Origin of the sequence: Echinicola soli, assembly GCF_006575665.1 — a bacterium.
In the GTDB taxonomy this organism is placed as follows: domain Bacteria; phylum Bacteroidota; class Bacteroidia; order Cytophagales; family Cyclobacteriaceae; genus Echinicola; species Echinicola soli.
Genome location: NZ_CP041253.1, coordinates 248,756 through 271,792, shown reverse-complemented (window position 1 = coordinate 271,792; position 23,037 = coordinate 248,756). Strand labels below are relative to the sequence as shown.

30 protein-coding genes are annotated in these 23,037 nt (G+C 43.0%); all 30 read left to right on the top strand.

Going from position 1 to position 23,037, the window contains the following annotated elements:
• The first annotated feature begins 5 nt into the window (after positions 1–5).
• The 30 genes from rplA (at position 6) to rplO (ending at position 23,035) form a co-directional block, all read left to right on the top strand.
• Positions 6–704: a 50S ribosomal protein L1 gene (gene rplA, locus FKX85_RS01300; protein ID WP_141613020.1), complete on the top strand. Its 699-nt coding sequence runs from the start codon at positions 6–8 to the stop codon at positions 702–704.
• Positions 705–706: 2 nt separating this feature from the next.
• Positions 707–1,243 carry a 50S ribosomal protein L10 gene (gene rplJ / locus FKX85_RS01295; protein WP_141613019.1) on the top strand — a complete coding sequence of 179 codons (537 nt, stop codon included), beginning with the start codon at positions 707–709 and terminating at the stop codon, positions 1,241–1,243.
• A gap of 53 nt (positions 1,244–1,296) precedes the next feature.
• Entirely contained in the window at positions 1,297–1,674 is a 378-nt protein-coding gene (gene rplL, locus FKX85_RS01290) for a 50S ribosomal protein L7/L12 (protein WP_112783436.1), read from the top strand.
• A 154-nt stretch (positions 1,675–1,828) separates the two neighbouring features.
• The gene (gene rpoB, locus FKX85_RS01285; protein ID WP_141613018.1) at positions 1,829–5,704 is read left to right on the top strand and encodes a DNA-directed RNA polymerase subunit beta; all 3,876 of its coding nucleotides are present in this window, start codon (positions 1,829–1,831) and stop codon (positions 5,702–5,704) included.
• Between the two features lie 50 nt (positions 5,705–5,754).
• Entirely contained in the window at positions 5,755–10,071 is a 4,317-nt protein-coding gene (rpoC, locus tag FKX85_RS01280) for a DNA-directed RNA polymerase subunit beta' (protein ID WP_141613017.1), read from the top strand.
• 142 nt (positions 10,072–10,213) lie between these two features.
• Positions 10,214–10,543 carry a DUF3467 domain-containing protein gene (locus tag FKX85_RS01275; RefSeq protein WP_141613016.1) on the top strand — a complete coding sequence of 110 codons (330 nt, stop codon included), beginning with the start codon at positions 10,214–10,216 and terminating at the stop codon, positions 10,541–10,543.
• A gap of 98 nt (positions 10,544–10,641) precedes the next feature.
• Complete coding sequence (rpsL, locus tag FKX85_RS01270) at positions 10,642–11,022, top strand: 30S ribosomal protein S12 (protein ID WP_015264121.1); 381 nt, start codon at positions 10,642–10,644, stop codon at positions 11,020–11,022.
• Between the two features lie 22 nt (positions 11,023–11,044).
• Positions 11,045–11,512 (top strand): 30S ribosomal protein S7, encoded by a 468-nt coding sequence (rpsG, locus tag FKX85_RS01265; protein ID WP_112783432.1) that lies wholly within the window; start codon positions 11,045–11,047, stop codon positions 11,510–11,512.
• Between the two features lie 5 nt (positions 11,513–11,517).
• A complete protein-coding gene (gene fusA, locus FKX85_RS01260; protein WP_141613015.1) occupies positions 11,518–13,638 on the top strand; it encodes an elongation factor G in 2,121 nt (706 codons plus the stop codon).
• Between the two features lie 12 nt (positions 13,639–13,650).
• Complete coding sequence (gene rpsJ, locus FKX85_RS01255; RefSeq protein WP_015264118.1) at positions 13,651–13,956, top strand: 30S ribosomal protein S10; 306 nt, start codon at positions 13,651–13,653, stop codon at positions 13,954–13,956.
• A gap of 251 nt (positions 13,957–14,207) precedes the next feature.
• On the top strand, positions 14,208–14,840 hold the full coding sequence (rplC, locus tag FKX85_RS01250; RefSeq protein ID WP_141613014.1) for a 50S ribosomal protein L3: 633 nt from the start codon (positions 14,208–14,210) through the stop codon (positions 14,838–14,840).
• 4 nt (positions 14,841–14,844) lie between these two features.
• Positions 14,845–15,474 (top strand): 50S ribosomal protein L4, encoded by a 630-nt coding sequence (gene rplD / locus FKX85_RS01245; protein WP_141613013.1) that lies wholly within the window; start codon positions 14,845–14,847, stop codon positions 15,472–15,474.
• Positions 15,475–15,478: 4 nt separating this feature from the next.
• A complete protein-coding gene (gene rplW / locus FKX85_RS01240) occupies positions 15,479–15,766 on the top strand; it encodes a 50S ribosomal protein L23 (RefSeq protein ID WP_141613012.1) in 288 nt (95 codons plus the stop codon).
• A 13-nt stretch (positions 15,767–15,779) separates the two neighbouring features.
• On the top strand, positions 15,780–16,604 hold the full coding sequence (rplB, locus tag FKX85_RS01235) for a 50S ribosomal protein L2 (RefSeq protein WP_141613011.1): 825 nt from the start codon (positions 15,780–15,782) through the stop codon (positions 16,602–16,604).
• A gap of 2 nt (positions 16,605–16,606) precedes the next feature.
• Entirely contained in the window at positions 16,607–16,885 is a 279-nt protein-coding gene (gene rpsS / locus FKX85_RS01230) for a 30S ribosomal protein S19 (protein WP_015264113.1), read from the top strand.
• Between the two features lie 2 nt (positions 16,886–16,887).
• On the top strand, positions 16,888–17,277 hold the full coding sequence (gene rplV / locus FKX85_RS01225) for a 50S ribosomal protein L22 (RefSeq protein ID WP_141613010.1): 390 nt from the start codon (positions 16,888–16,890) through the stop codon (positions 17,275–17,277).
• Between the two features lie 9 nt (positions 17,278–17,286).
• The gene (rpsC, locus tag FKX85_RS01220; RefSeq protein ID WP_112783425.1) at positions 17,287–18,015 is read left to right on the top strand and encodes a 30S ribosomal protein S3; all 729 of its coding nucleotides are present in this window, start codon (positions 17,287–17,289) and stop codon (positions 18,013–18,015) included.
• Between the two features lie 24 nt (positions 18,016–18,039).
• The gene (rplP, locus tag FKX85_RS01215) at positions 18,040–18,459 is read left to right on the top strand and encodes a 50S ribosomal protein L16 (protein WP_015264110.1); all 420 of its coding nucleotides are present in this window, start codon (positions 18,040–18,042) and stop codon (positions 18,457–18,459) included.
• 8 nt (positions 18,460–18,467) lie between these two features.
• Positions 18,468–18,662 (top strand): 50S ribosomal protein L29, encoded by a 195-nt coding sequence (rpmC, locus tag FKX85_RS01210; RefSeq protein WP_015264109.1) that lies wholly within the window; start codon positions 18,468–18,470, stop codon positions 18,660–18,662.
• Between the two features lie 7 nt (positions 18,663–18,669).
• Positions 18,670–18,930 carry a 30S ribosomal protein S17 gene (gene rpsQ / locus FKX85_RS01205; protein WP_141613009.1) on the top strand — a complete coding sequence of 87 codons (261 nt, stop codon included), beginning with the start codon at positions 18,670–18,672 and terminating at the stop codon, positions 18,928–18,930.
• A gap of 2 nt (positions 18,931–18,932) precedes the next feature.
• Positions 18,933–19,301: a 50S ribosomal protein L14 gene (rplN, locus tag FKX85_RS01200; protein WP_015264107.1), complete on the top strand. Its 369-nt coding sequence runs from the start codon at positions 18,933–18,935 to the stop codon at positions 19,299–19,301.
• A gap of 2 nt (positions 19,302–19,303) precedes the next feature.
• Positions 19,304–19,648, top strand: coding sequence for a 50S ribosomal protein L24 (rplX, locus tag FKX85_RS01195; protein WP_015264106.1), 345 nt, complete (start codon positions 19,304–19,306; stop codon positions 19,646–19,648).
• Positions 19,641–20,201 (top strand): 50S ribosomal protein L5, encoded by a 561-nt coding sequence (gene rplE, locus FKX85_RS01190; protein ID WP_141613008.1) that lies wholly within the window; start codon positions 19,641–19,643, stop codon positions 20,199–20,201. Before rplX ends, rplE begins: the two co-directional genes overlap by 8 nt.
• Positions 20,202–20,203: 2 nt before the next feature.
• Positions 20,204–20,473 (top strand): 30S ribosomal protein S14, encoded by a 270-nt coding sequence (gene rpsN / locus FKX85_RS01185; RefSeq protein WP_015264104.1) that lies wholly within the window; start codon positions 20,204–20,206, stop codon positions 20,471–20,473.
• Positions 20,474–20,555: 82 nt separating this feature from the next.
• Positions 20,556–20,951 (top strand): 30S ribosomal protein S8, encoded by a 396-nt coding sequence (rpsH, locus tag FKX85_RS01180; protein WP_141613007.1) that lies wholly within the window; start codon positions 20,556–20,558, stop codon positions 20,949–20,951.
• A gap of 10 nt (positions 20,952–20,961) precedes the next feature.
• Positions 20,962–21,519, top strand: a complete 558-nt coding sequence (gene rplF, locus FKX85_RS01175) for a 50S ribosomal protein L6 (protein ID WP_141613006.1) — start codon at positions 20,962–20,964, stop codon at positions 21,517–21,519.
• A 7-nt stretch (positions 21,520–21,526) separates the two neighbouring features.
• Positions 21,527–21,877 (top strand): 50S ribosomal protein L18, encoded by a 351-nt coding sequence (gene rplR / locus FKX85_RS01170; protein WP_141613005.1) that lies wholly within the window; start codon positions 21,527–21,529, stop codon positions 21,875–21,877.
• 6 nt (positions 21,878–21,883) lie between these two features.
• The gene (rpsE, locus tag FKX85_RS01165) at positions 21,884–22,402 is read left to right on the top strand and encodes a 30S ribosomal protein S5 (RefSeq protein ID WP_141613004.1); all 519 of its coding nucleotides are present in this window, start codon (positions 21,884–21,886) and stop codon (positions 22,400–22,402) included.
• Between the two features lie 4 nt (positions 22,403–22,406).
• Positions 22,407–22,586 carry a 50S ribosomal protein L30 gene (rpmD, locus tag FKX85_RS01160; RefSeq protein WP_210416893.1) on the top strand — a complete coding sequence of 60 codons (180 nt, stop codon included), beginning with the start codon at positions 22,407–22,409 and terminating at the stop codon, positions 22,584–22,586.
• Between the two features lie 2 nt (positions 22,587–22,588).
• Positions 22,589–23,035 carry a 50S ribosomal protein L15 gene (gene rplO / locus FKX85_RS01155; RefSeq protein ID WP_141613002.1) on the top strand — a complete coding sequence of 149 codons (447 nt, stop codon included), beginning with the start codon at positions 22,589–22,591 and terminating at the stop codon, positions 23,033–23,035.
• Positions 23,036–23,037 lie beyond the last annotated feature (2 nt).

Genomic DNA, 23,037 nt, shown 5'->3' with positions numbered 1-23,037 from the left:
AAACAATGGCTAAGTTAACAAAAAAGCAAAAAGAAGCTCTTTCTAAGTACGACCCAAGCCAGCAGTACTCCCTTACTGAGGCTTCTTCGATCGTCAAGGACATCACTGCTGTGAAATTTGACGCTTCTGTGGATCTTGACATCCGTTTGGGTGTAGATCCTAGAAAAGCTGATCAAATGGTAAGAGGCGTGGTTGCTTTGCCCCATGGTACCGGAAAAGATGTAAAAGTATTGGTACTTTGCACTCCGGACAAGGAAGAAGAAGCGAAAGAAGCTGGAGCTGACTACGTCGGCTTGGATGACTATATTGCCAAAATCGAAGGTGGATGGACTGATATCGATGTGATCATCACCATGCCCAACGTAATGGCTAAAGTAGGTAGATTAGGTAGAGTGCTGGGTCCTAGAGGCCTAATGCCTAACCCTAAGTCTGGAACTGTAACCCTAGAAGTGGGGAAAGCAGTGAAAGAAGTAAAAGGTGGTAAAATAGATTTTAAAGTAGATAAGTTCGGTATTGTACACGCAAGTGTAGGTAAAGTTTCTTTTGATTCTGATAAGATCCAAGAGAACGCCCAGGAACTCATCAATACAATTTCTAAATTGAAGCCTGCATCTTCTAAAGGTACATACTTCAAGAGTATACATTTATCTAGCACAATGTCTCCTGGTATTGCAATTGATAAGGGGAGTATTCAAGGTATTTAATTATGACTAGAGAGGAAAAGAAAACAATAATCGAAAGTCTTACCGAGAAATTCAAAGAAACTCCGCATTTCTATATCACAGATGCCTCAGGTTTCACCGTTGCTCAGGTAAATACTTTCAGAAGAATGTGTTATGAGAAAGGAGTTGAATACCGTGTATACAAAAACACGTTTATTAAACAAGCTCTGAATAATCTTGATGCAGACTTCTCAGAATTAGACAGTGTTCTTAAAGGCTTTTCAGGAATCATTTTTGCGTCAGAGACAGCAAACTTGCCTGCAAAAGTAATCAAGGACTATCGAAAAAAAGCAGGTTCTAAAGAGACAAGACCCGTATTCAAAGGCGCTTCAATTGACAGCGATGTAGTGATTGGTGAAAACAATCTCGACATGTTGGCTTCTTTGAAATCCAAAGAAGAGCTATTGGGCGAAGTTATCGGATTGCTTCAGTCTCCAGCCAAAAACGTTATATCTGCTCTACAGAGTGGAAAAGATACATTGGCAGGGCTTGTTAAAACTCTTTCTGAAAGAGAATCATAATATCATTCAAATCAATTAAGTAAAAAAATCAGTTAATTTTAAATAATAATACAATGGCAGATCTTAAAGCATTCGCTGAGCAGTTAGTTAACTTGACTGTTAAAGAGGTTAGTGAATTAGCCGAAATATTGAAAGAAGAGTATGGTATCGAACCTGCTGCTGCAGCTGCTCCAGTAATGGTAGCTGGTGGTGCTGGTGAAGGTGCTGGTGAAGAAGAAAAATCTTCTTTCGATGTAGTTCTTAAAGCTGCTGGTGGACAAAAGCTTGCAGTAGTGAAATTGGTTAAAGAATTGACCGGCCTTGGTCTTAAGGAAGCTAAAGAAGTAGTAGACAGCGCTCCTAAGGCAATCAAAGAAGGTATTGCAAAAGACGAAGCAGAAGCACTTAAGAAGCAACTTGAGGAAGCTGGTGCTGAAGTAGAGCTTAAATAATTTGAATAACCTCATCTGATTGGATGTAGGTTATTGATTAGACCTGACTTTTAAGTCAGGTCTTTTCCTGTTTGTGCACAGTTTTAAAATTGCACTATTCTAAGCGGAAATTGCCGCATTCAGTTATTTATTATCACTATAAACATATACTGCCTTGGCTATCCAGAATCAAACCGAAAGGAAAAGTTTCTCATCTATTAAGGTGGTCAAAGACTATCCGGATTTCCTCGACATCCAGTTACAATCATTCAAAGATTTTTTCCAATTGGATACTCCCGCTGAAAAGAGGAGACAGGATGGGCTTTTCAAGGTGTTCTCTGAGAACTTCCCAATAAGTGACTCGAGAGAAAACTTCACACTTGAATTTATTGATTATACCGTAGATCCGCCTAAATATAGTGTGGGTGAATGTATTGACAGAGGGTTGACTTACTCTGTTCCATTGAAGGCAAAGCTTCGCTTGTTGTGCTCTGATGAGGACAATGAAGATTTTGAAACAATAGAACAGGAAGTATTCTTGGGAAACCTTCCGTATATGACCGAGAAAGGCTCTTTTGTCATTAACGGCGCGGAAAGGGTAATTGTATCCCAGCTTCATAGGTCTCCAGGGGTGTTCTTTGCGCAAAGTAAACACACAAACGGTACCAAGCTGTATTCTGCCAGGATTATTCCTTTCAAAGGATCTTGGATAGAATTCGCTACGGATATCAACAATGTCATGTATGCCTACATTGACAGAAAGAAGAAATTCCCAGTTACCACTCTTTTGAGAGCTATTGGTTATGGTTCGGATAAAGCTATCTTGGATCTATTTGGGCTGTCAGAGGAAATTGAAGCCAATAAGTCCAACCTTAAGAAAATTGTCGGTAGAAAACTAGCCGCCCGTGTTTTGAAAACTTGGGTGGAAGACTTTGTAGATGAGGATACCGGGGAAGTAGTTTCTATTGACCGAAACGAAGTATTGTTGGAGAGGGATTCTGTGCTGACCGATGAGGATATCGAATTGATCCTTGATTCAGGTGCCAAGAGTGTGATCCTTCACCGTGATGATGTAAACATCGCTGATTATTCCATCATCTATAATACACTTCAGAAAGACAATTCCAACTCGGAGAAAGAAGCAGTTGAGGTAATCTACCGCCAGTTGCGTAATACAGAGGCTCCAGATGAGGCCACTGCAAGAGAGGTCATCCATGGCCTGTTCTTCTCAGATAAGCGATATGATCTTGGTGAAGTAGGTCGTTACAGAATCAATAAAAAACTCGGTCTTGATATTGAGGCGGAGAAGATTGTTCTGACCACGGAAGATATTATTAACATCGTAAAATACCTGATTGGTCTTATCAACTCCAAGGCAGTGGTCGATGATATTGATCACTTGAGTAACAGGAGAGTAAGAACCGTTGGGGAGCAATTATATAGCCAGTTCGGTGTAGGACTTGCCAGAATGGCAAGAACCATCCGTGAAAGAATGAATGTAAGGGACAACGAGGACTTTAAGCCCGTGGACCTGATCAATGCAAGGACTCTTTCCTCAGTGATCAACTCTTTCTTCGGAACTAACCAGCTATCTCAGTTTATGGACCAGACCAACCCGTTGGCAGAGCTTACGCACAAACGTAGGTTGTCCGCTTTGGGACCAGGTGGTCTATCCAGAGAACGAGCAGGATTTGAGGTACGTGACGTTCACTATACCCACTATGGTCGTCTGTGTACCATTGAGACACCAGAGGGGCCAAATATTGGATTGATTTCCTCCCTTTGTGTGCATGCCAAAGTGAACTCCATGGGCTTCTTGGAAACACCATACAGAAAGGTGAAGGCAGGAAAGGCCGGTATGAAGACAGAAGATATCGTTTTCCTTACTGCTGAAGAAGAGGACAATAATAACATTGCACAGGCCAATGCGCCATTGGAGGCTGATGGCAGCTTTGTGAATGACCGTGTAAAGGCGCGCTATGAAGGTGACTTCCCTGTGCTCGAGCCGAAGGAAATCAGTTATATGGACGTAGCGCCAAACCAGATTGTATCTGTGGCCGCTTCCTTGATTCCTTTCTTGGAGCATGATGATGCCAACCGTGCCCTGATGGGATCCAATATGCAGCGCCAAGCCGTACCGCTTCTGAAAGCTGAATCGCCGATCGTAGGTACCGGACTTGAAGCAAAGGCTGCAGTGGACTCCCGTTCATTGATTATTGCCGAGGCTGATGGCGTAGTGGATTTTGTGGATGCAAAGAAAATTGTCATTAAGTATGACTTGAGTGACGATGAGCTATTGGTGAACTTCAGTGATGAATATAAGGCTTATGACCTTATCAAGTTCAGAAGAACTAACCAAGATACGACCATTAACCTGACGCCTTTAGTGCTGAAGGGCCAGCGTGTTACCAAAGGACAGGTACTGGTAGAAGGATATTCAACCAACCAAGGTGAACTGGCTTTGGGTAAAAACCTTAAAGTGGCTTACATGCCATGGCAAGGATATAACTTTGAGGATGCAATTGTAATTTCCGAGCGTGTCGTTCGTGAAGATATCTTTACTTCCATCCACGTGGAAGAGTTCCAACTAGAAGTGAGGGATACTAAGCGTGGTGAGGAGGAATTGACCTCTGAAATTCCAAACGTATCAGAAGAGGCCGTTAAAAACTTGGACGAAAATGGTATTATCCGTATCGGTGCTGAACTGAAAGAGGGAGATATCATTATCGGTAAGATTACACCAAAAGGAGAAACAGATCCTACTCCTGAGGAAAAGCTCCTTAGAGCGATCTTTGGTGACAAAGCTGGAGATGTGAAAGATGCCTCACTTAAGGCCTCTCCATCCCTTAATGGTGTGGTGATCGAAACCAAGTTGTTCTCCAGACCTAAAAAGGACAAGGACCTTCGTGCAAAAGCCAAAGCGGAAGTAGAAAAACTCAAGCAAACTTACACAAAGGAACTTCTTGGAGTAAGGGCTAAGATGATCAATAAATTGGTCAGCATACTGGAAGGTATGACCTCTTTGGGTGTTAAGCACAAATTTGGTGATGAAATCATCAGCAAAGGAGTGAAGTTTAACCACCAAAACATAGAGAATAATCTTTTCCCTGCTAAGAATCCGTACAGGGATGAGAGTAACTATAATGTACCGGAGGAAGCGAATCTTATTTCAGATATCATCCTTGATGACTGGACAGAAGATGAGCACACCAACAGCTTGATCCAGCAATTGGTGAAAAACTATACCAATACCAGAAATGAAATCTCTGGTAGGTTTAAGCGAGACAGGTTTACCCTGGAAGTAGGTGATGAACTTCCTGCCGGAATCGTCAGACTTGCCAAAGTTTACGTGGCTAAGAAGCGTAAGCTAAAAGTAGGTGATAAGATGGCGGGTCGTCACGGTAATAAAGGTATTGTGGCGAAAATCGTGCGTGATGAAGATATGCCGTTCCTGGAAGACGGAACGCCAATGGACATCGTGCTAAATCCGCTGGGTGTACCTTCCCGTATGAACATTGGGCAGATATTTGAGACGGTGCTTGCTTGGGCCGGACAGAAACTGAACAAGAAATATGCAACACCAATCTTTGATGGTGCTACCACTGAAGAAGTAGCTGCAGAACTGGATCTGGCAGGTTTGCCTTCCTTCGGAAGGACGTATCTATATGATGGTCTGACAGGAAAGCAGTTTGATCAGCCGGTGACCGTAGGTATCGCTTATATGCTGAAGCTGGGTCACTTGGTAGATGATAAGATGCACGCAAGATCGATTGGTCCATACTCCCTCATCACGCAACAGCCACTTGGTGGTAAGGCCCAGTTTGGTGGTCAGCGTTTTGGAGAGATGGAGGTTTGGGCATTGGAGGCCTTCGGTGCTTCCCATGTGCTACAAGAAATTCTTACCGTGAAGTCTGATGATGTGATTGGTAGAGCCAAGGCTTACGAGTCCATAGTAAAAGGTGAAAACCTTCCAAAACCAAATATTCCTGAATCCTTTAATGTATTGGTTCATGAACTAAGAGGTTTGGCACTAGAAATCACACTCGACTAAATTAGATCTTATTGGGCCGCAAGGCCCTTCACATAAGCACAAAACAAATTATGGCGTTCAGAAAAAATAAAAAACTAAACAACGACTTTTCCAGAGTCACTATTAGTTTGGCTTCTCCGGAATCCATCCTGGATAGCTCTCATGGTGAGGTGACACAGCCAGAAACCATCAACTACAGAACGTATAAGCCTGAAATGGGCGGTCTTTTCTGTGAGCGGATTTTTGGCCCTGTCAAAGACTGGGAATGTCATTGTGGAAAGTACAAGCGCATAAGATATAAAGGTATTATTTGTGACAGATGTGGGGTTGAGGTTACCGAGAAGAAGGTGCGACGTGAAAGAATGGGGCACATTGAACTGGTGGTCCCTGTGGCGCACATCTGGTATTTCAAATCCCTGCCGAACAAAATCGGCTACTTGCTAGGGTTACCTACCAAGAAACTGGATCAAATCGTATACTACGAGAGATACGCTGTTATTAATCCTGGTGTCAAGGCAGAAGATGGCCTTCAGTACCTTGATTTTCTAACAGAAGACGAGTATTTGGATATCATGGATAAGCTTCCAAAAGAAAACCAAATGCTTGATGATGATGATCCTAATAAGTTCATCGCAAAAATGGGAGCCGAAGCTATTGAGATGCTATTGTCTCGATTGGATCTAGATGATCTGTCTTATAGCCTTCGTCACCAAGCTGCCACAGATACTTCGCAGCAGCGTAAAGCTGAGGCCTTGAAGCGTCTGAAGGTGGTGGAAGCTTTTAGGGATGCAAGGACCAGAATCGAAAACCGTCCCGAATGGATGGTCGTGAGAATGGTACCTGTGATTCCACCAGAGCTTCGTCCATTGGTGCCATTGGATGGTGGACGATTTGCTACTTCTGATTTGAATGACCTATACAGAAGGGTGATTATCCGAAACAACCGTCTGAAGAGACTAATTGACATCAAAGCGCCAGAAGTAATCCTTCGTAACGAGAAGCGTATGCTTCAGGAAGCGGTGGATTCCCTTTTTGATAATTCCAGAAAGGTAAATGCAGTAAGGTCTGACGGAAACAGGGCACTGAAGTCACTTTCCGACATGCTGAAAGGTAAGCAAGGGCGTTTCCGTCAAAACTTGCTTGGTAAGCGTGTGGATTATTCTGGACGTTCTGTCATCGTGGTAGGGCCTGAACTGAAACTTCACGAGTGCGGTTTGCCCAAAAATATGGCAGCGGAGCTTTTCAAGCCTTTCATCATCAGAAAGCTGATCGAAAGAGGCATTGTGAAGACGGTGAAATCCGCTAAGAAGATTGTAGACCGTAAAGATCCGGTGGTATGGGACATCCTTGAAAATGTATTGAAAGGACACCCTGTATTGCTTAACCGGGCTCCTACGCTGCACAGATTGGGTATTCAAGCTTTCCAGCCGAAATTGATCGAAGGAAAAGCTATCCAGTTGCATCCATTGGTGTGTACTGCCTTTAATGCCGACTTTGACGGTGACCAAATGGCCGTTCACGTGCCACTTGGCCATGAGGCTATTTTGGAGGCATCTACCTTGATGCTTTCTTCACACAATATCCTTAACCCAGCTAATGGGGCACCAATTACCGTGCCTTCACAGGATATGGTGTTGGGACTGTATTATGTAACCAAAGGGAAAAGATCCACCGAAGAAGAGGTTGTTCCTGGAGAAGGGATGACATTCTACGGCGAGGAGGATGTGATCATCGCCTTAAACGAAAAAGTTATTTCACAACACGCTTTCATTAAGTGTAAAGTGAAAGTAAGGGATGAGAACGGAGAATTGGTAGATAAGATCGTTGAAACCGTTGCTGGTAGATTGATCTTTAACCAGTTTGTTCCAGAAGAAGTAGGTTATGTAAATGAGCTATTGACCAAAAAGAAGCTTCAGCAAATTATTGCCGAAGTAGTGAAAATATGTGGTATTGCACGTAGTGCCCAGTTCTTGGATGATATCAAGCACCTTGGATTCCAGATGGCCTATGCCGGCGGACTTTCCATGGGATTGAACGATGTGATCATTCCAAGTGACAAGGATCCATTGATCACCAAAGCAAAAGACGAAGTGGATCAGGTATGGAATAACTACCTGATGGGGCTGATCACTGATAACGAGCGATACAACCAGGTAATTGATATCTGGACAAGAACCAACTCCAATCTGACAAATATCCTTATGAAGCAGATGGAGGAGGATAAACAAGGCTTCAATGCTATCTACATGATGATGCACTCCGGCGCGAGGGGTTCAAGAGAACAGATTCGTCAGCTGGGAGGTATGCGGGGATTGATGGCCAAACCACAGAAAAACCTTCAAGGGTCTGTAGGAGAGATCATCGAAAACCCTATTCTGTCCAACTTTAAGGAAGGGCTGGATGTATTGGAGTACTTTATCTCTACGCACGGTGCGCGTAAGGGGCTTGCCGATACGGCGCTTAAAACCGCCGATGCCGGTTACCTGACCAGAAGACTGGTGGATGTGGCGCAGGATGTGATCGTGTCCGAAGAGGATTGCGGTACGCTAAGAGGCCTGGTCGTACAGGCACTTAAAGATAATGACGAGATCGTAGAGCCACTTTCTGAACGTATAGTGGGCAGGGTTTCTGTGCACGATGTGGTTGATCCGATTTCTGATGAGGTTATCATTCAGTCTGGAGAAGAAATCACTGACGAGCTTGCCAGAAAAGTAGATGAGTCTGCAGTAGAAGAGGTGGAGATCAGATCAGTATTGACCTGTGAATCCAGAAGAGGCGTTTGTACCAAATGCTACGGTCGTAACCTGACCACTGGTAGTGTTGTGCAAAATGGTGAATCCGTAGGGGTTATTGCAGCCCAATCCATTGGTGAACCAGGTACACAACTTACCTTGAGAACATTCCACGTGGGTGGTACAGCATCTAACATTTCCGTAGAGGCAAGTATCAATGCGAAGTTTGAAGGTGTAGTGGAATTTGAAGAAGAATTCAGATTTATCAATACTACCAATAAGGACGGAGATCCAGTGGCAGTCGTGATGGGCCGATCCGGTGAGATCAAGATCAACGATGCCAAATCTGGCAAAACACTGGTTTCTAACCACGTCCCTTATGGTGCTATCCTTAACGTAAAAGATGGTCAGAAGATCGGTAAAGGTGATTCTCTATGTACATGGGATCCATATAATGCCGTGATTCTATCCGAATTTGACGGAGATGTTTCCTTTGAGTCCATCATCGAAGGGGTGACCTTTAAGGAGGTGGCCGATGATCAGACTGGATACAAGGAGAAAGTAATCATCGATACCAAGGATAAGACCAAGAACCCAGCTGTAGTGGTAAACTATGGTGACGAAACCAAGAGCTACAACATTCCAGTAGGAGCACACTTGGCTGTAGAAGAGGGCGACAAAGTGAAAGCGGGACAGATCCTTGTGAAGATTCCTCGTTCGGTAGGTAAAACTCGGGATATCACGGGTGGTCTTCCTAGAGTAACAGAACTGTTCGAAGCACGTAACCCGTCCAATCCGGCGGTAGTTTCTGAAATCGACGGTGTGGTGACTTATGGAGGCATCAAGCGTGGTAACAGAGAAATCTTCATCGAATCTAAGGACGGCGTGAAGAAGCGTTATATGGTATCCCTGTCCAAGCACATCCTGGTTCAGGAAAATGACTTTATCAGAGCTGGCGAGCCACTTTCTGATGGAGCTATCACGCCAAATGATATCCTATCCATCAAAGGACCAACAGCTGTTCAGGAATACTTGGTTAATGAGATCCAGGAAGTATACCGTCTGCAGGGTGTGAAGATCAACGATAAACACATCGAAGTGATCGTAAGCCAAATGATGCAGAAAGTAGAGATCCTTGATGCTGGTGATACTGGATTCCTTCAAGGACAGATCGTAGATAAGTGGGCATTCAGAGAGGAAAATGATAATATTCTTGATAAGAAGGTCGTAATGGACGCTGGTGATTCATCCACTCTAAAAGCTGGTATGATCATTACCTCCAGAAGGCTACGTGATGAAAACTCCAGCTTGAAGCGTAAAGACCTTAAGCTTGTTCAGGTAAGAGATGCGGAAACTGCCGTATCCAAGCCGACACTTCAAGGTATTACAGCAGCATCTTTGGGTACTGAAAGCTTTATATCAGCAGCCTCCTTCCAGGAGACTACCAAGGTCTTGAGTGAAGCAGCTATCAGAGGTAAGCGAGATGAGTTGTTGGGCTTGAAAGAAAACGTAATTGTTGGGCACTTAATCCCAGCCGGTACAGGACAGCGAGACTTCCAGCACATCATCGTTGGTTCCAAAGAGGAGTACGAGAAGCTATCTTCTTCCACTGACAAGGAGAGAGAGTCCCGTAAGTCTAAGGAGACTGTAAAGTAATTTGCTATAAGTAAAGTGCAAAAGGCCTGTATTCATTGCAGGCCTTTTTTGGTTAAGTCCAATAAGGCCAAGGAGGACGGAAGCCAGGAGGCCGAAGTAAAAGGCCAAAAACTGAATCATCAATAACCAATACCCAAAAGTAATGGAAGATAATAAGGAGGAAGAAAAAGAGAAAAATCAGCAGATCAATGTGGAACTGTCCGATGAGGTGGCTGAAGGGATTTATGCCAACCTGGCGATGATTGCCCATTCCAACTCTGAATTTGTGTTGGATTTTATCCGTTTGATGCCAGGCGTTCCCAAGGCACGGGTAAAGTCCCGGATTATCATGACGCCGGATCATGCCAAGCGGTTACTTTCGGCACTGAAGGACAATGTGGAGAAGTATGAAAAAGCTTTCGGTAAAATAGAAGCGGGTAATGACGTTCCGGAATTCCCCATGAACTTTGGCGGGACACTCGGCGAGGCTTAATCAAAATATAACTCTTTAATTTTGTTTGTTTTATCGATTTCGTTACCTTTGCAGTCCAAATTTCATATGTTAAAGGAGTAAATAAATTTTATCAGTTAATGCCTACTATACAACAGTTAGTTAGAAAAGGTAGAACCACTTTGGTGACAAAGTCCAAGTCTAGAGCACTGGATGCATGTCCTCAGAGGAGGGGTGTGTGTACAAGGGTGTACACCACTACACCTAAGAAACCTAACTCGGCGATGAGAAAAGTGGCCAGGGTTAGATTGACAAATGGAAAAGAAGTGAACGCTTACATTCCAGGTGAAGGACACAATTTGCAAGAGCACTCTATCGTATTGATCAGAGGTGGTCGTGTGAAAGACCTTCCAGGTGTGCGTTATCACATCATCCGAGGTGCACTGGATACAGCAGGAGTGAAAGACCGTAAGCAAGGTCGCTCCAAGTACGGTGCTAAGCGTCCTAAGGACAAAAAATAAACATTAGAAAACAAACTGAACAATGAGAAAAGCGAAACCGAAAAAGAGATATATTCTTCCTGATCCGAAGTTCAATGATACTTTGGTGACCAAGTTTGTGAACTGCCTTATGGTAGACGGGAAGAAGAGTATTGCTTACAGAATCTTCTATGATGCAGTAGAGAAAGTAGAAGAGAAGTTGGGTGAGAATGGTCTTGAGGTTTGGAAAAAAGCGCTTAACAATATAACTCCAGCTGTAGAGGTGAAGAGTCGTAGGGTTGGGGGAGCTACATTCCAGGTACCAATGGAAGTAAGACCTGAAAGAAAGACCTCACTTGGTATCAAGTGGATGATTACCTTTGCCAGAAGAAGGGGAGAAAAAACGATGATGGACCGACTGGCTGGTGAAATCATCGCTGCATCCAAAGGAGAAGGTGCAGCTGTGAAGAAGAAAGATGATACCCACAGAATGGCAGAAGCCAATAAAGCATTCTCTCACTTTAGATTCTAATCAGGATGTCAAAAAACTTAAAATTTACCAGAAACATCGGTATTGCCGCTCACATCGATGCCGGTAAAACAACAACGACAGAGCGGATACTGTTTTATTCAGGCGTTTCCCATAAAATCGGAGAGGTGCATGATGGTGCTGCTACGATGGACTGGATGGCTCAGGAACAAGAGAGAGGTATCACCATTACTTCAGCAGCCACTACGGTGTTCTGGCCTTATAGAGATAATAAATACCAAATCAACATCATCGATACTCCAGGTCACGTGGACTTTACTGTAGAAGTAAACCGTTCCCTGCGTGTATTGGATGGGCTTGTTTTCTTGTTTAGTGCAGTAGACGGTGTAGAGCCCCAATCTGAAACTAACTGGAGATTAGCTGATAATTATAAAGTACCCCGCATCGGCTTCGTTAACAAAATGGACCGTGCAGGTGCAAACTTCTTAGACGTATGTAAACAAGTGAAGGACATGCTGGGTAGCTATGCTGTTCCTTTGCAAATTCCTATCGGTGCCGAAGACAGGTTCCGCGGTGTGGTTGACTTGATCAACAACCGTGCGATCGTATGGAATGAAGATGATTTTGGAATGACCTTCGAAGAGGTGCCTATTCCAGAGGATCTTCTGGAAGAGACCGCTGAGTGGAGAGAGCATTTGCTGGAGGCAGTGGCTGACTATGATGAGTCGCTGATGGAGAAATTCTTCGAGGATTCCAGCTCTATTACAGAAGATGAAATTCTTACAGCATTGAGAAAAGCTGTAATCGATATGAAGATCGTACCAATGGTATGTGGATCTTCTTTTAAAAACAAGGGAGTTCAGACCATGTTGGACTTGGTGATGGAGCTTCTTCCTTCTCCACTGGACAAGGACAATGTCATCGCCCATGACCTGAATGATGAGGAGAAAGAAGTTTCTCTTGCTCCGGATGTAAAAGAGCCTTTTGCAGGTCTTGCCTTTAAGATCGCCACTGATCCATTCGTAGGGCGCCTTTGTTTTGTAAGAGCTTATTCCGGAGTATTGGAATCTGGTTCTTATGTGTTCAACAGCCGATCTGGCAACAAAGAACGAATTTCACGTGTATTCCAAATGCACGCCAACAAACAAAATCAAATCGAACGATTAGAAGCCGGGGATATCGGAGCTGTCGTAGGATTTAAAGATATCAAAACAGGGGATACCCTGTGTGCAGAAAACCGCAAGGTGGTATTGGAATCCATGATCTTCCCAGAGCCTGTGATCGGTTATGCCATTGAGCCTAAGACCAAGGCAGATGTGGATAAACTGTCCATGGCCATCACCAAATTGGTGGAAGAAGATCCAACCCTACAAGTGAATACTGATCATGAAACCGGTCAGACAATCCTTAGAGGTATGGGTGAGCTTCACTTGGATATCATCATTGACCGCCTGAAGAGGGAGTTTAAGGTGGAAATCACCCAAGGTGCTCCCCAAGTGGCATACAAGGAAGCATTGTTTGGTTCTGTGGAACACAAAGAAGTGTACAAGAAACAAACAGGTGGTAAAGGTAAATTTGCCGACATCGTATTTGAACTTGGTCCTAAAGAGGAAGATCCCGAGTCTGGCGAAATTAAGCCGGGCCTTGAATTTCAAAACGGTATTGTAGGTGGTGTCATTCCGAAAGAATTTATTCCATCTATTCAAAAAGGATTCCAGGAAGCGATGAAAAACGGTCCTTTGGCCGGCTATCCGATCGAGGCGATGAAGGTAAGACTGTTCCACGGTTCCTTCCACGATGTCGATTCCGATGCGCTTTCCTTTGAATTGGCCGCCAGATTAGGTTTTAAAGAGGCAGCCAAGAAATGTAAGCCTCAACTATTGGAGCCAATTATGTCTGTGGATGTGGTTACTCCAGATGAATATACTGGACCTATCACTGGTGATTTGAACAGAAGAAGAGGATTAATGAAAGGGATGGATACCAAAGGTACTTCATCAGTAGTTAAAGCTGCTGTGCCATTGTCAGAGTTGTTTGGTTATATTACTGACCTTAGAACGATTTCTTCCGGTAGAGCAACAGCTACCTTGACATTCTCTCACTATGAACCAGTTCCTAATAATATCGCTGAAGGTGTAATTGCTGAAGTAAAAGGAGCTAAGGCCTAAATTTAATTGAACATGAATCAGAAAATAAGAATAAAACTTAAGTCTTACGATCATACTTTGGTGGACAAGTCATCAGAGAAAATCGTTAAAGCTGTAAAGACTACCGGAGCAGTGGTGGTTGGTCCGATTCCTTTGCCTACCAAAAAGGAGAAGTTTACGGTACTGAAGTCGCCACACGTAAACAAGAAGGCAAGAGATCAGTATCAATTGTGTACCTACAAAAGGTTGGTGGATATTTATTCCAACAGCTCTAAAACTGTAGATGCCTTGATGAAAATCGAACTTCCAAGTGGAGTAGATGTAGAGATCAAAGTTTGATCTTTATGCATAAAATTTAGCAAAAGGACCTGTCCGCCATCAGCGGATGGGTCTTTTCTTTTTTAGATAATGCTCATATATTATTTTGTAGGAGGCACAGCATGTCAGTGTTTTATGGAATATAATTTTTGTAAATGTTTGAAAATATATGAGTTGTAATTTGTAAGCTGTATTTTAATTACTAACTTTGCAGTCCTTAAAAAGGCACAAGTGTGTAAATACGTGTGCATAATTATATTATATAACAGAAGATGTCTGGAATAATAGGTAAAAAAGTAGGAATGACTAGCGTTTTCAGTGCCGATGGACGAAGTGTCGCATGCACGCTAATAGAAGCTGGTCCTTGCGTAGTGACGCAAGTAAAAAATGTAGAAACAGACGGGTACAGCGCTGTTCAGTTGGGTTATGGTGAGCGTAAGGAGAAAAACACTCCTAAGCCATTGCTGGGCCATTTTAAAAAGGCCGGAACCACACCTAAGCAGAAAGTTGTAGAATTCAGAGACTTCAGAATTGAATTTGAAGGTCAAGTGGATCTTGGGAAATCCGTAAAAGCAGGAGAGGTTTTCGCAGAAGGAGACTTTGTAGATGCTATCGGAACTTCTAAAGGTAAAGGTTTCCAGGGTGTTGTAAAACGTCACGGATTTGCTGGTGTAGGTGGGTCTACCCACGGTCAGCATAACCGTCAAAGACACCCCGGTTCTATTGGAGCATGTTCTTGGCCATCTCGAGTATTCAAGGGCCTAAGAATGGCAGGTAGAATGGGAGGAAGCCGCGTGAAAGTATTGAACCTTAAAGTATTGAAGGTTTATGCTGAAAAGAACTTGATCTTGGTAAGTGGCTCTGTCCCTGGTCCAAAAAATTCTTACGTTATTTTAGAGAAGTAATCAAATGGAATTAGCAGTATTAAAACATAACGGTGAAGAGACAGGTAGAAAGGTAAATCTTTCTGACGAAATTTTCGCGATCGAGCCTAATGATCATGCGATCTACCTGGATGTGAAGCAGTTTTTGGCCAACCAAAGACAGGGTACTCATAAGAGCAAAGAGAGGGCTGAGATAGTCGGCTCAACAAAGAAGATAAAGAAACAAAAAGGTACCGGTGGTGCCAGAGCTGGTTCTATTAAATCTCCATTGTTCAGGGGTGGGGGTAGAGTATTCGGTCCAAGACCAAGAAACTACTCTTTCAAGTTGAACAAGAAAGTAAAACAATTGGCAAGAAAATCTGCCCTTACTTACAAAGCTAAGGACAACAGCTTGACGATTTTGGAAGATGTAAGCTTTGACAGCATCAAGACCAAAAATTACGTAGCGCTATTGTCTGGTCTTTCTTTGGCGGATAAGAAGACACTGTTGGTGCTTCCAGAAGCAAACAACAATGTTTATTTGTCAAGCAGAAACCTTCCAAAAGCACAAGTAAAAACCGTAGCAGATATCAATACTTATGATCTGTTGCACGCGGATACATTGGTACTTTGTGAAGGTTCAGTAAGTAAGTTGGAAACCCTTTTATCGAAGTAAGACAATGGATATACTAAAAAAGCCTTTGATTACGGAAAAGATTTCGGCAATGAACGAAAGAGGCGTTTATGGATTTGTAGTAGAGAAAACTGCTAAGAAGCCAGAAATCAAAGCAGCCGTAGAGAAAATGTTCGGTGTAAAAGTGGTGTCAGTGAGAACAATGCGTTATGCAGCAAAACTAAAGACACGTTACACAAAGACTAAAGTAGTATCCGGTTATACCAATGCTTTCAAGAAAGCTATTGTACAAGTAGCCGATGGAGAAGTAATTGACTTTTACGGAGAAATTTAATTGAATCAGAATCATGGCAGTTAAAAAATTAAAGCCTGTAACTCCCGGTACCCGATATAGACTGGCACCGACTTTTGACGAAGTCACTAAGTCCACGCCAGAGAAGTCATTGTTGGCTCCGTTGAAGAAATCAGGCGGAAGAAATAACTCAGGAAAGATGACCGCTCGCTATATCGGTGGGGGTCATAAGAAAAGACTAAGATTAGTTGACTATAAGCGGAACAAGGATGGAGTGCCTGCTACTGTAAAAGGGATTGAATATGATCCTAACAGAACAGCTCGATTGGCGTTATTGTATTACGCTGATGGAGCGAAGGCTTACATCGTCGCACCGCAAGGATTGACAGCAGGAGATACTGTTGTTTCCGGAGAGAATGTAGCTCCTGAAGTAGGGAATAACCTTCCGATGAAGAACATTCCTTTAGGTACCATTATCCACAATGTGGAGCTTAAGCCTGGTAAGGGTGGTACATTGGCAAGAAGTGCTGGTAGCTATGCACAATTGGTAGCAAAAGAAGGTAAATATGTAGCCATCAAACTACCATCTGGCGAGCTGCGATTGATCCTGGGTGTATGTAAAGCTACCGTAGGAACCGTGTCTAATGCAGATCACATGAACGTGGTATTGGGCAAAGCTGGTAGAAACCGTTGGTTAGGCAAGCGTCCAAGAGTAAGAGGTGTGGCGATGAACCCTGTGGATCACCCAATGGGTGGTGGTGAAGGCCGTTCATCTGGAGGACACCCAAGATCTAGGACTGGTTTGCTGGCTAAGGGTAAGAAAACCAGATCGCCTAAAAAGTATTCAAACAAGTTTATCATTAGTAAAAGATCTAAATAATTATGGCACGTTCATTAAAAAAAGGGCCTTATATAGCTCATCACTTGGCCAAAAAAGTAGATGCAATGAACGAATCCGGCAAAAAGTCTGTGATCAAGACTTGGTCAAGAAGATCTATGATCTCTCCGGATTTTGTAGGCCATACCTTTGCTGTGCATAATGGAAATAAATTTATTCCAGTATTTGTAACAGATAACATGGTAGGTCACAAGCTTGGTGAATTTGCTCCTACAAGAAACTTTAGAGGTCACATTGCCAAAAAAGATAAAGGAAGAAGATAATCATGGAAGCAATAGCAAGACTAAATAATGTACCTACGTCGCCTCGCAAGATGCGTCTTGTAGCTGACCTGGTAAGGGGACAGAGAGTAGGTAGCGCCTTGAGCATATTGAAATTTACACCGAATCACGGTGCAGCAAAACTGGAGAAATTGTTGCTATCTGCCATTGCAAACTGGCAAGCAAAAAATCCAGACGAAAAACTTGAAGAAGCTGACCTATATGTAAAGACTATTCAAGTGGACGGTGGTCGAATGCTGAAAAGACTTAGACCTGCTCCCCAGGGTAGGGCCCACAGAATTCGTAAAAGATCAAATCATGTGACTTTGGTAGTAGATGCGTTCAACTCTGAAGTTACCGCTGATGAAGTAGAAACAAAAGAAAACGCTAATTAAGATTAGAATATGGGACAAAAAGTTAACCCTATTGGTCTTAGACTAGGTATCGTTAAGGGCTGGGATTCCAACTGGTATGGCGGCAGGGATTTTGCCGACAAACTGTACGAAGATCAAAAGATCAGGAAATATGTATATGCCAGGATTCCTAAAGGGGGCATTGCAAAAGTAATTATCGAAAGAACGCTTAAGAGAATAACACTTACTATCCACACTGCCCGTCCAGGTGTAGTCATTGGTAAAGGTGGTGCGGAAGTAGATAAATTGAAAGAAGAGCTTAAGAAGCTTACCAATAAGGATGTTCAGATCAACATCTTTGAAATCAAGCGTCCTGAACTGGATGCGAAATTGGTAGGAGAATCAATCGCTCAGCAACTTCAGGCGAGAATCTCATTTAGAAGAGCAATGAAGCAATCCATTGCCGCTACGATGAGAGTAGGTGCTGAAGGTATCAAGATCAAGCTTTCAGGACGTCTTGGTGGTGCAGAAATGGCACGCTCTGAGATGTACAAAGAAGGAAGAATTCCTTTGCACACCTTGAGAGCGGACATCGATTATGCACTCTCTGAAGCGCAGACCGTCTATGGTATCATCGGTATCAAAGTATGGATTTTCAAAGGTGAGGTTTATGGCAAGCGAGATCTTTCTCCAAATGCCGGAATCGCCAATGAGAAATCTGGCGGAGCGGGACGAAGAAGAAGAGAAGGCGGTCCTAAGAGAAGAAAGAGAAATAACTAATTTTCACCCAATAAGTGAGAAATCATGTTACAGCCAAGAAGAACTAAATATAGAAAGATGCAAAAGGGACGCATCAAAGGTATCGCGCAAAGAGGACATACTCTTGCCTTCGGTAACTTTGGTATTAAGTCCCTGGAAGCAGGATGGATTACCTCTCGTCAAATCGAGGCAGCTCGTATTGCGATGACCAGAGCAATGAAAAGGGAAGGGCAAGTATGGATCAGAATTTTTCCTGACAAGCCTATCACCAAGAAACCTGCTGAGGTCCGTATGGGTAAGGGTAAAGGTGCCCCTGAGTACTGGGTAGCAGTAATCAAACCAGGAACCATCCTTTTTGAAGCAACTGGTGTAAGCCAAGAATTGGCCCAAGAGGCTCTTCGTCTTGCCCAGCAAAAGCTTCCAGTGAGTACAAAATTTGTAGTGCGTAGAGATTACGTAGGATAATAACAACTATGAAAAACTCTGAAATCCAAGCACTCTCCGAGAGTGAAATCATTGAGCGTATTGCCGCTGAGCAAGAGAAACTTACAAAGTTGAGGTTTGCTCATGCAATTTCTCCTATAGAGAATCCTAATAGAATTAGTGAGACAAGGAAGCTTATCGCAAGATTGAAGACTTTCTTGACCGCCAAACAACTAGCTAAATAACAAGAAGATGGCTACTGAGAGAAATCTACGTAAAGAAAGAATAGGAAAAGTAGTCAGCAGCAAAATGGATAAATCCATCACCGTTGCCGTAGAAAGAAGGGTTAAACACCAGATGTACGGTAAGTTTGTTGCTAAGACTACAAAATTTATGGTTCATGACGAGAATAACGAGTGTGGCAAAGGAGACCTCGTTAAGATAAGTGAAACTCGTCCGCTGAGTAAGAACAAGCGTTGGAGATTAGTAGAAATTATAGAAAGAGCTAAATAATCATGATACAGTCAGAATCCAGATTAAGTGTTGCGGATAACTCAGGCGCTAAAGAAGTGCTTGTTATCCGAGTACTGGGAGGAACCGGTAAGCGATATGCTTCTATCGGAGATAAAGTAGTCGTGACAGTAAAATCTGCTCTTTCTTCCAGCAATATGAAAAAAGGCACCGTTTCTAAAGCGGTAATCGTAAGAACTCGAAAAGAGGTTAGAAGAAAAGATGGATCTTATATCCGTTTTGAAGATAACGCAGCGGTTCTTTTGAACAATAATGATGAGCCAAGAGGTACACGTATCTTTGGTCCAGTGGCAAGAGAGCTGAGAGAGAAGCAATTTATGAAGATCGTATCTTTGGCACCTGAAGTATTGTAATCATGGAAAGAAAAAAGAATAAGCAACCTAAATTGCACATCAAAAGAGGAGATACTGTAAAGGTATTGTCCGGAGATGACAAAGGTAAGTCTGGTAAAGTTCTTTCGGTAAACTTGGAGAAGAGAAGAGCTATTGTGGAAGGCCTTAACATGGTAACCAAACATGTGAAGCCAACAGCTGCCAACCCTCAAGGAGGTATCGAAAAGAAAGAAGCTGCCATTCACGTAAGTAACCTGATGCTGATCGATCCTAAGACTGGTGAAGCCACCAGGACAGGAAGGAAGCCAGGAGAAAATGGAAAATTAGTAAGATATTCTAAGAAAACCGGGGAGGTGATCAATGGCTAATCCTAGAGTAAAAGATAAATACATCAAAGAAATCGCTCCTGAACTGAAGGAGAAATTTCAATACAAGACAGTGATGCAGGTGCCAAAGTTGTCGAAAATCGTCATCAACAAGGGTATCGGAGCTGCTGTGGCAGATAAGAAATTGGTAGACCAAGGTGTAGAAGAACTTTCCCTGATCACCGGTCAGAGAGCTGTAGCTACAAAAGCAAAGAAATCGGTCTCTAACTTTAAGCTTAGAGATGGGATGCCAATTGGTGCGAAGGTGACATTGAGAGGAAACAGAATGTATGAATTCCTGGATCGTCTTACTAGTGTAGCACTTCCACGTGTAAGGGACTTTAAAGGTATCAGTGACAAAGGTTTTGACGGAAGAGGAAATTACACTTTGGGTGTAGAAGAGCAAATCATCTTCCCCGAGATCAGCATCGATAAAGTAAACAGGATTTCCGGTATGGACGTCACTTTTGTTACGACAGCTGAAACCGACGAGGAGAGCTATGCTTTGTTGAAAGCTTTTGGGATGCCTTTTGTAAACAACAATAAAGAAGAATAATTATGGCAAGAGAGTCGATCAAAGCTCGTGAGAGAAAAAGAGAACGTCTGGTAGCGAAATATGCCAAAAAGAGAGCCGAACTAAAAGCAGCAGGTGACTATGAAGCCCTGGATAAACTGCCAAAGAATGCCTCTCCTGTAAGGCTACATAACAGATGTAAACTTACTGGCCGTCCAAAAGGATATATGAGGAAGTTTGGTATCAACAGGGTGACCTTTAGGGAAATGGCCTCTGCGGGTAAAATTCCTGGTATCACTAAGGCCAGCTGGTAAAAATCATATAAAAGTTTTTATTCTAAGAATCAATGTGTAACTTTGCACGCTCTTTAGGGCGTGCAGTTAGACTTATATTAATATGACTGATCCAATAGCTGATTATTTGACCAGGTTGAGAAATGCCATTAAGGCCTCTCACCGTATCGTTGAGATCCCCGCTTCTAATATCAAGAAGGAGATGACAAAGGTACTTCATGACAAGGGCTACATCCAGAATTACAAATTCGAGGAAGTAGGACCTCAGGGCACGATTAAGATTGCCTTGAAGTATAACCCTGCCACGAAGCAGAATGCCATTGTGAACCTTTCCAGAGTAAGTAAGCCAGGATTAAGGAAATACGCTCCTAAGGATGAACTTCCTAGGGTGATCAACGGACTGGGAATTGCAATTATCTCCACCTCCAGAGGTGTGATGACCGATAAGGAAGCCCGTACTGAAGGAATAGGCGGAGAAGTACTTTGTTACGTATATTAATAATACCGTTATGTCAAGAATAGGTAAAAAACCAATAAATCTACCAGCGGGTGTTACTGTAGACGTAGCAACAGATAATGTTGTTACTGTTAAAGGTCCCAAAGGTACGCTGACTCAGGATGTGAATCCCGACATTGCCGTTTCGGTGGAAGAAAACGAGGTGGTATTCACCCGTCCGACCGAATCGAAGAGGCATAAGTCACTTCATGGCCTGTATCGCGCTTTGATCAACAACATGGTTGTTGGTGTAAGTGAAGGATATAAGAAAGAATTGGAACTAGTAGGTGTGGGTTATAAAGCCACTACCCAGGGTCAAGTGCTAGAGCTTTCCCTAGGTTACTCCCACAATATTTTCTTTGCCCTTCCTGATGAAGTCAAAGTTAGTGCTGAGACACCAAAAGGTAAAAACCCGTTGGTATCGCTAGAGAGTATTGATAAGGAATTGATCGGGCAAATAGCCGCTAAAATCAAGTCGCTACGTAAGGTAGAACCTTACAAAGGTAAAGGTATTCGCTTTGTAGGTGAACATATTAGACGTAAGGCTGGTAAAACTGCCGCTAAAAAATAATTGAAAGATGGCTTTTAATAAAAATTTACGAAGATCTAGGATCAAGAGAAGTGTTCGGAAGAAAATTTCGGGTACGGACGTGAGACCTCGTTTGTCCGTATTCAAAAGCAATACGGGTATATACGCGCAACTGGTAGATGACCTTAAAGGTCATACGCTTGCCCAGGCTTCTTCCAAAGAGCTAGGCAATAAGGCTAATATCAACGTTTCTGCCTCTAAAGAAGTAGGAAAGAAGTTAGCTGAGCGTGCGGTAGCAGGCGGATTAACAGAAGTAGTTTTTGATAGAAATGGCTACTTGTATCATGGTAATGTAAAAGCTCTCGCAGAAGGTGCGAGGGAAGGTGGCCTTAAATTTTAATCAATTATGTCGCAATTAAGAAGAAAACCCATCAGGGCAACAGATACAGAGCTTAAGGAAAAAGTAGTGGCTATCAACCGTGTAGCTAAAGTAGTGAAAGGTGGTAGACGTTTCTCTTTCTCAGCTATCGTAGTAGTAGGAGATGGCAACGGCATTGTTGGTTTTGGCTTGGGTAAAGCCAATGAGGTAACCGATGCTATTACCAAAGGTATCGAAGACGCCAAGAAAAGCTTGGTACAAGTGCCTATACTGAAAGGAACCATTCCTCATGAATCCATTGGTAAATATAGCGGTGGTTTGGTATTGATCAAGCCAGCAGCTCCAGGTACCGGTGTGATTGCAGGTGGTGCGATGCGTGCTGTATTGGAGAGTGCTGGTGTAACGGACGTTTTGGCGAAGTCCAAAGGGTCTTCCAACCCACACAACGTGGTGAAGGCAACCATCGATGCATTGTCAAAAATCAGAGATGCAATTGCCGTTTCACAACAACGCGGTGTTAAATTGTCTAAAGTATTTAACGGGTAAGAACATGGCGAAGGTAAAAGTAACTCAAGTAAGAAGTACGATCAGCAGACCTAAGGATCAAAAAGCTACCATAGTAGCCCTTGGCCTTGGTAAAATCAACAAGTCTGTAGAAGTAGAGAATACTCCACAGATGGCTGGAATGATAAGAAAAGTTAGTCACCTTGTAAAAGTAGAGGAAGCCTAATCATGAAATTACATACATTACAACCTGCAAAAGGATCCGTAAAAAACCGTAAGAGAATCGGTAGAGGACAGGGATCCGGTAGAGGCGGAACGTCGACAAGAGGTCATAAAGGTGCTCAGTCAAGATCCGGTTACAGCCGCAAGCTTGGCTTTGAAGGGGGCCAGATGCCACTTCAAAGACGAGTTCCTAAGTTTGGCTTTAAAAATCACAACAGAGTTGAGTACAAACCAATAAATTTAGACGTATTACAGGCTCTGGCTGAAAAGCTTGACACTGACTCCATTACGTTTGATATCCTTGTGGATAACGGATTGGTTTCTAAAAAAGATGTTGTAAAAGTCCTAGGAAGAGGCGAACTTACGTCAAAATTAAACGTAAGTGCACATTATTTCTCAGCCTCTGCTTCAGAAACAATTGAGAAGCTGGGCGGAACTGTTAACAAGATTTAACA

Excerpts from the sequence above, each read along its gene's own strand:
- rplA (WP_141613020.1), top strand. The coding sequence starts at position 6 with ATGGCTAAGTTAACAAAAAAGCAAAAAGAAGCTCTTTCTAAGTACGAC.
- rplJ (WP_141613019.1), top strand. The coding sequence starts at position 707 with ATGACTAGAGAGGAAAAGAAAACAATAATCGAAAGTCTTACCGAGAAA.
- rplL (WP_112783436.1), top strand. The coding sequence starts at position 1,297 with ATGGCAGATCTTAAAGCATTCGCTGAGCAGTTAGTTAACTTGACTGTT.
- rpoC (WP_141613017.1), top strand. The coding sequence starts at position 5,755 with ATGGCGTTCAGAAAAAATAAAAAACTAAACAACGACTTTTCCAGAGTC.
- FKX85_RS01275 (WP_141613016.1), top strand. The coding sequence starts at position 10,214 with ATGGAAGATAATAAGGAGGAAGAAAAAGAGAAAAATCAGCAGATCAAT.
- rpsL (WP_015264121.1), top strand. The coding sequence starts at position 10,642 with ATGCCTACTATACAACAGTTAGTTAGAAAAGGTAGAACCACTTTGGTG.
- rpsG (WP_112783432.1), top strand. The coding sequence starts at position 11,045 with ATGAGAAAAGCGAAACCGAAAAAGAGATATATTCTTCCTGATCCGAAG.
- fusA (WP_141613015.1), top strand. The coding sequence starts at position 11,518 with ATGTCAAAAAACTTAAAATTTACCAGAAACATCGGTATTGCCGCTCAC.
- rpsJ (WP_015264118.1), top strand. The coding sequence starts at position 13,651 with ATGAATCAGAAAATAAGAATAAAACTTAAGTCTTACGATCATACTTTG.
- rplC (WP_141613014.1), top strand. The coding sequence starts at position 14,208 with ATGTCTGGAATAATAGGTAAAAAAGTAGGAATGACTAGCGTTTTCAGT.
- rplD (WP_141613013.1), top strand. The coding sequence starts at position 14,845 with ATGGAATTAGCAGTATTAAAACATAACGGTGAAGAGACAGGTAGAAAG.
- rplW (WP_141613012.1), top strand. The coding sequence starts at position 15,479 with ATGGATATACTAAAAAAGCCTTTGATTACGGAAAAGATTTCGGCAATG.
- rplB (WP_141613011.1), top strand. The coding sequence starts at position 15,780 with ATGGCAGTTAAAAAATTAAAGCCTGTAACTCCCGGTACCCGATATAGA.
- rpsS (WP_015264113.1), top strand. The coding sequence starts at position 16,607 with ATGGCACGTTCATTAAAAAAAGGGCCTTATATAGCTCATCACTTGGCC.
- rplV (WP_141613010.1), top strand. The coding sequence starts at position 16,888 with ATGGAAGCAATAGCAAGACTAAATAATGTACCTACGTCGCCTCGCAAG.
- rpsC (WP_112783425.1), top strand. The coding sequence starts at position 17,287 with ATGGGACAAAAAGTTAACCCTATTGGTCTTAGACTAGGTATCGTTAAG.
- rplP (WP_015264110.1), top strand. The coding sequence starts at position 18,040 with ATGTTACAGCCAAGAAGAACTAAATATAGAAAGATGCAAAAGGGACGC.
- rpmC (WP_015264109.1), top strand. The coding sequence starts at position 18,468 with ATGAAAAACTCTGAAATCCAAGCACTCTCCGAGAGTGAAATCATTGAG.
- rpsQ (WP_141613009.1), top strand. The coding sequence starts at position 18,670 with ATGGCTACTGAGAGAAATCTACGTAAAGAAAGAATAGGAAAAGTAGTC.
- rplN (WP_015264107.1), top strand. The coding sequence starts at position 18,933 with ATGATACAGTCAGAATCCAGATTAAGTGTTGCGGATAACTCAGGCGCT.
- rplX (WP_015264106.1), top strand. The coding sequence starts at position 19,304 with ATGGAAAGAAAAAAGAATAAGCAACCTAAATTGCACATCAAAAGAGGA.
- rplE (WP_141613008.1), top strand. The coding sequence starts at position 19,641 with ATGGCTAATCCTAGAGTAAAAGATAAATACATCAAAGAAATCGCTCCT.
- rpsN (WP_015264104.1), top strand. The coding sequence starts at position 20,204 with ATGGCAAGAGAGTCGATCAAAGCTCGTGAGAGAAAAAGAGAACGTCTG.
- rpsH (WP_141613007.1), top strand. The coding sequence starts at position 20,556 with ATGACTGATCCAATAGCTGATTATTTGACCAGGTTGAGAAATGCCATT.
- rplF (WP_141613006.1), top strand. The coding sequence starts at position 20,962 with ATGTCAAGAATAGGTAAAAAACCAATAAATCTACCAGCGGGTGTTACT.
- rplR (WP_141613005.1), top strand. The coding sequence starts at position 21,527 with ATGGCTTTTAATAAAAATTTACGAAGATCTAGGATCAAGAGAAGTGTT.
- rpsE (WP_141613004.1), top strand. The coding sequence starts at position 21,884 with ATGTCGCAATTAAGAAGAAAACCCATCAGGGCAACAGATACAGAGCTT.
- rpmD (WP_210416893.1), top strand. The coding sequence starts at position 22,407 with ATGGCGAAGGTAAAAGTAACTCAAGTAAGAAGTACGATCAGCAGACCT.
- rplO (WP_141613002.1), top strand. The coding sequence starts at position 22,589 with ATGAAATTACATACATTACAACCTGCAAAAGGATCCGTAAAAAACCGT.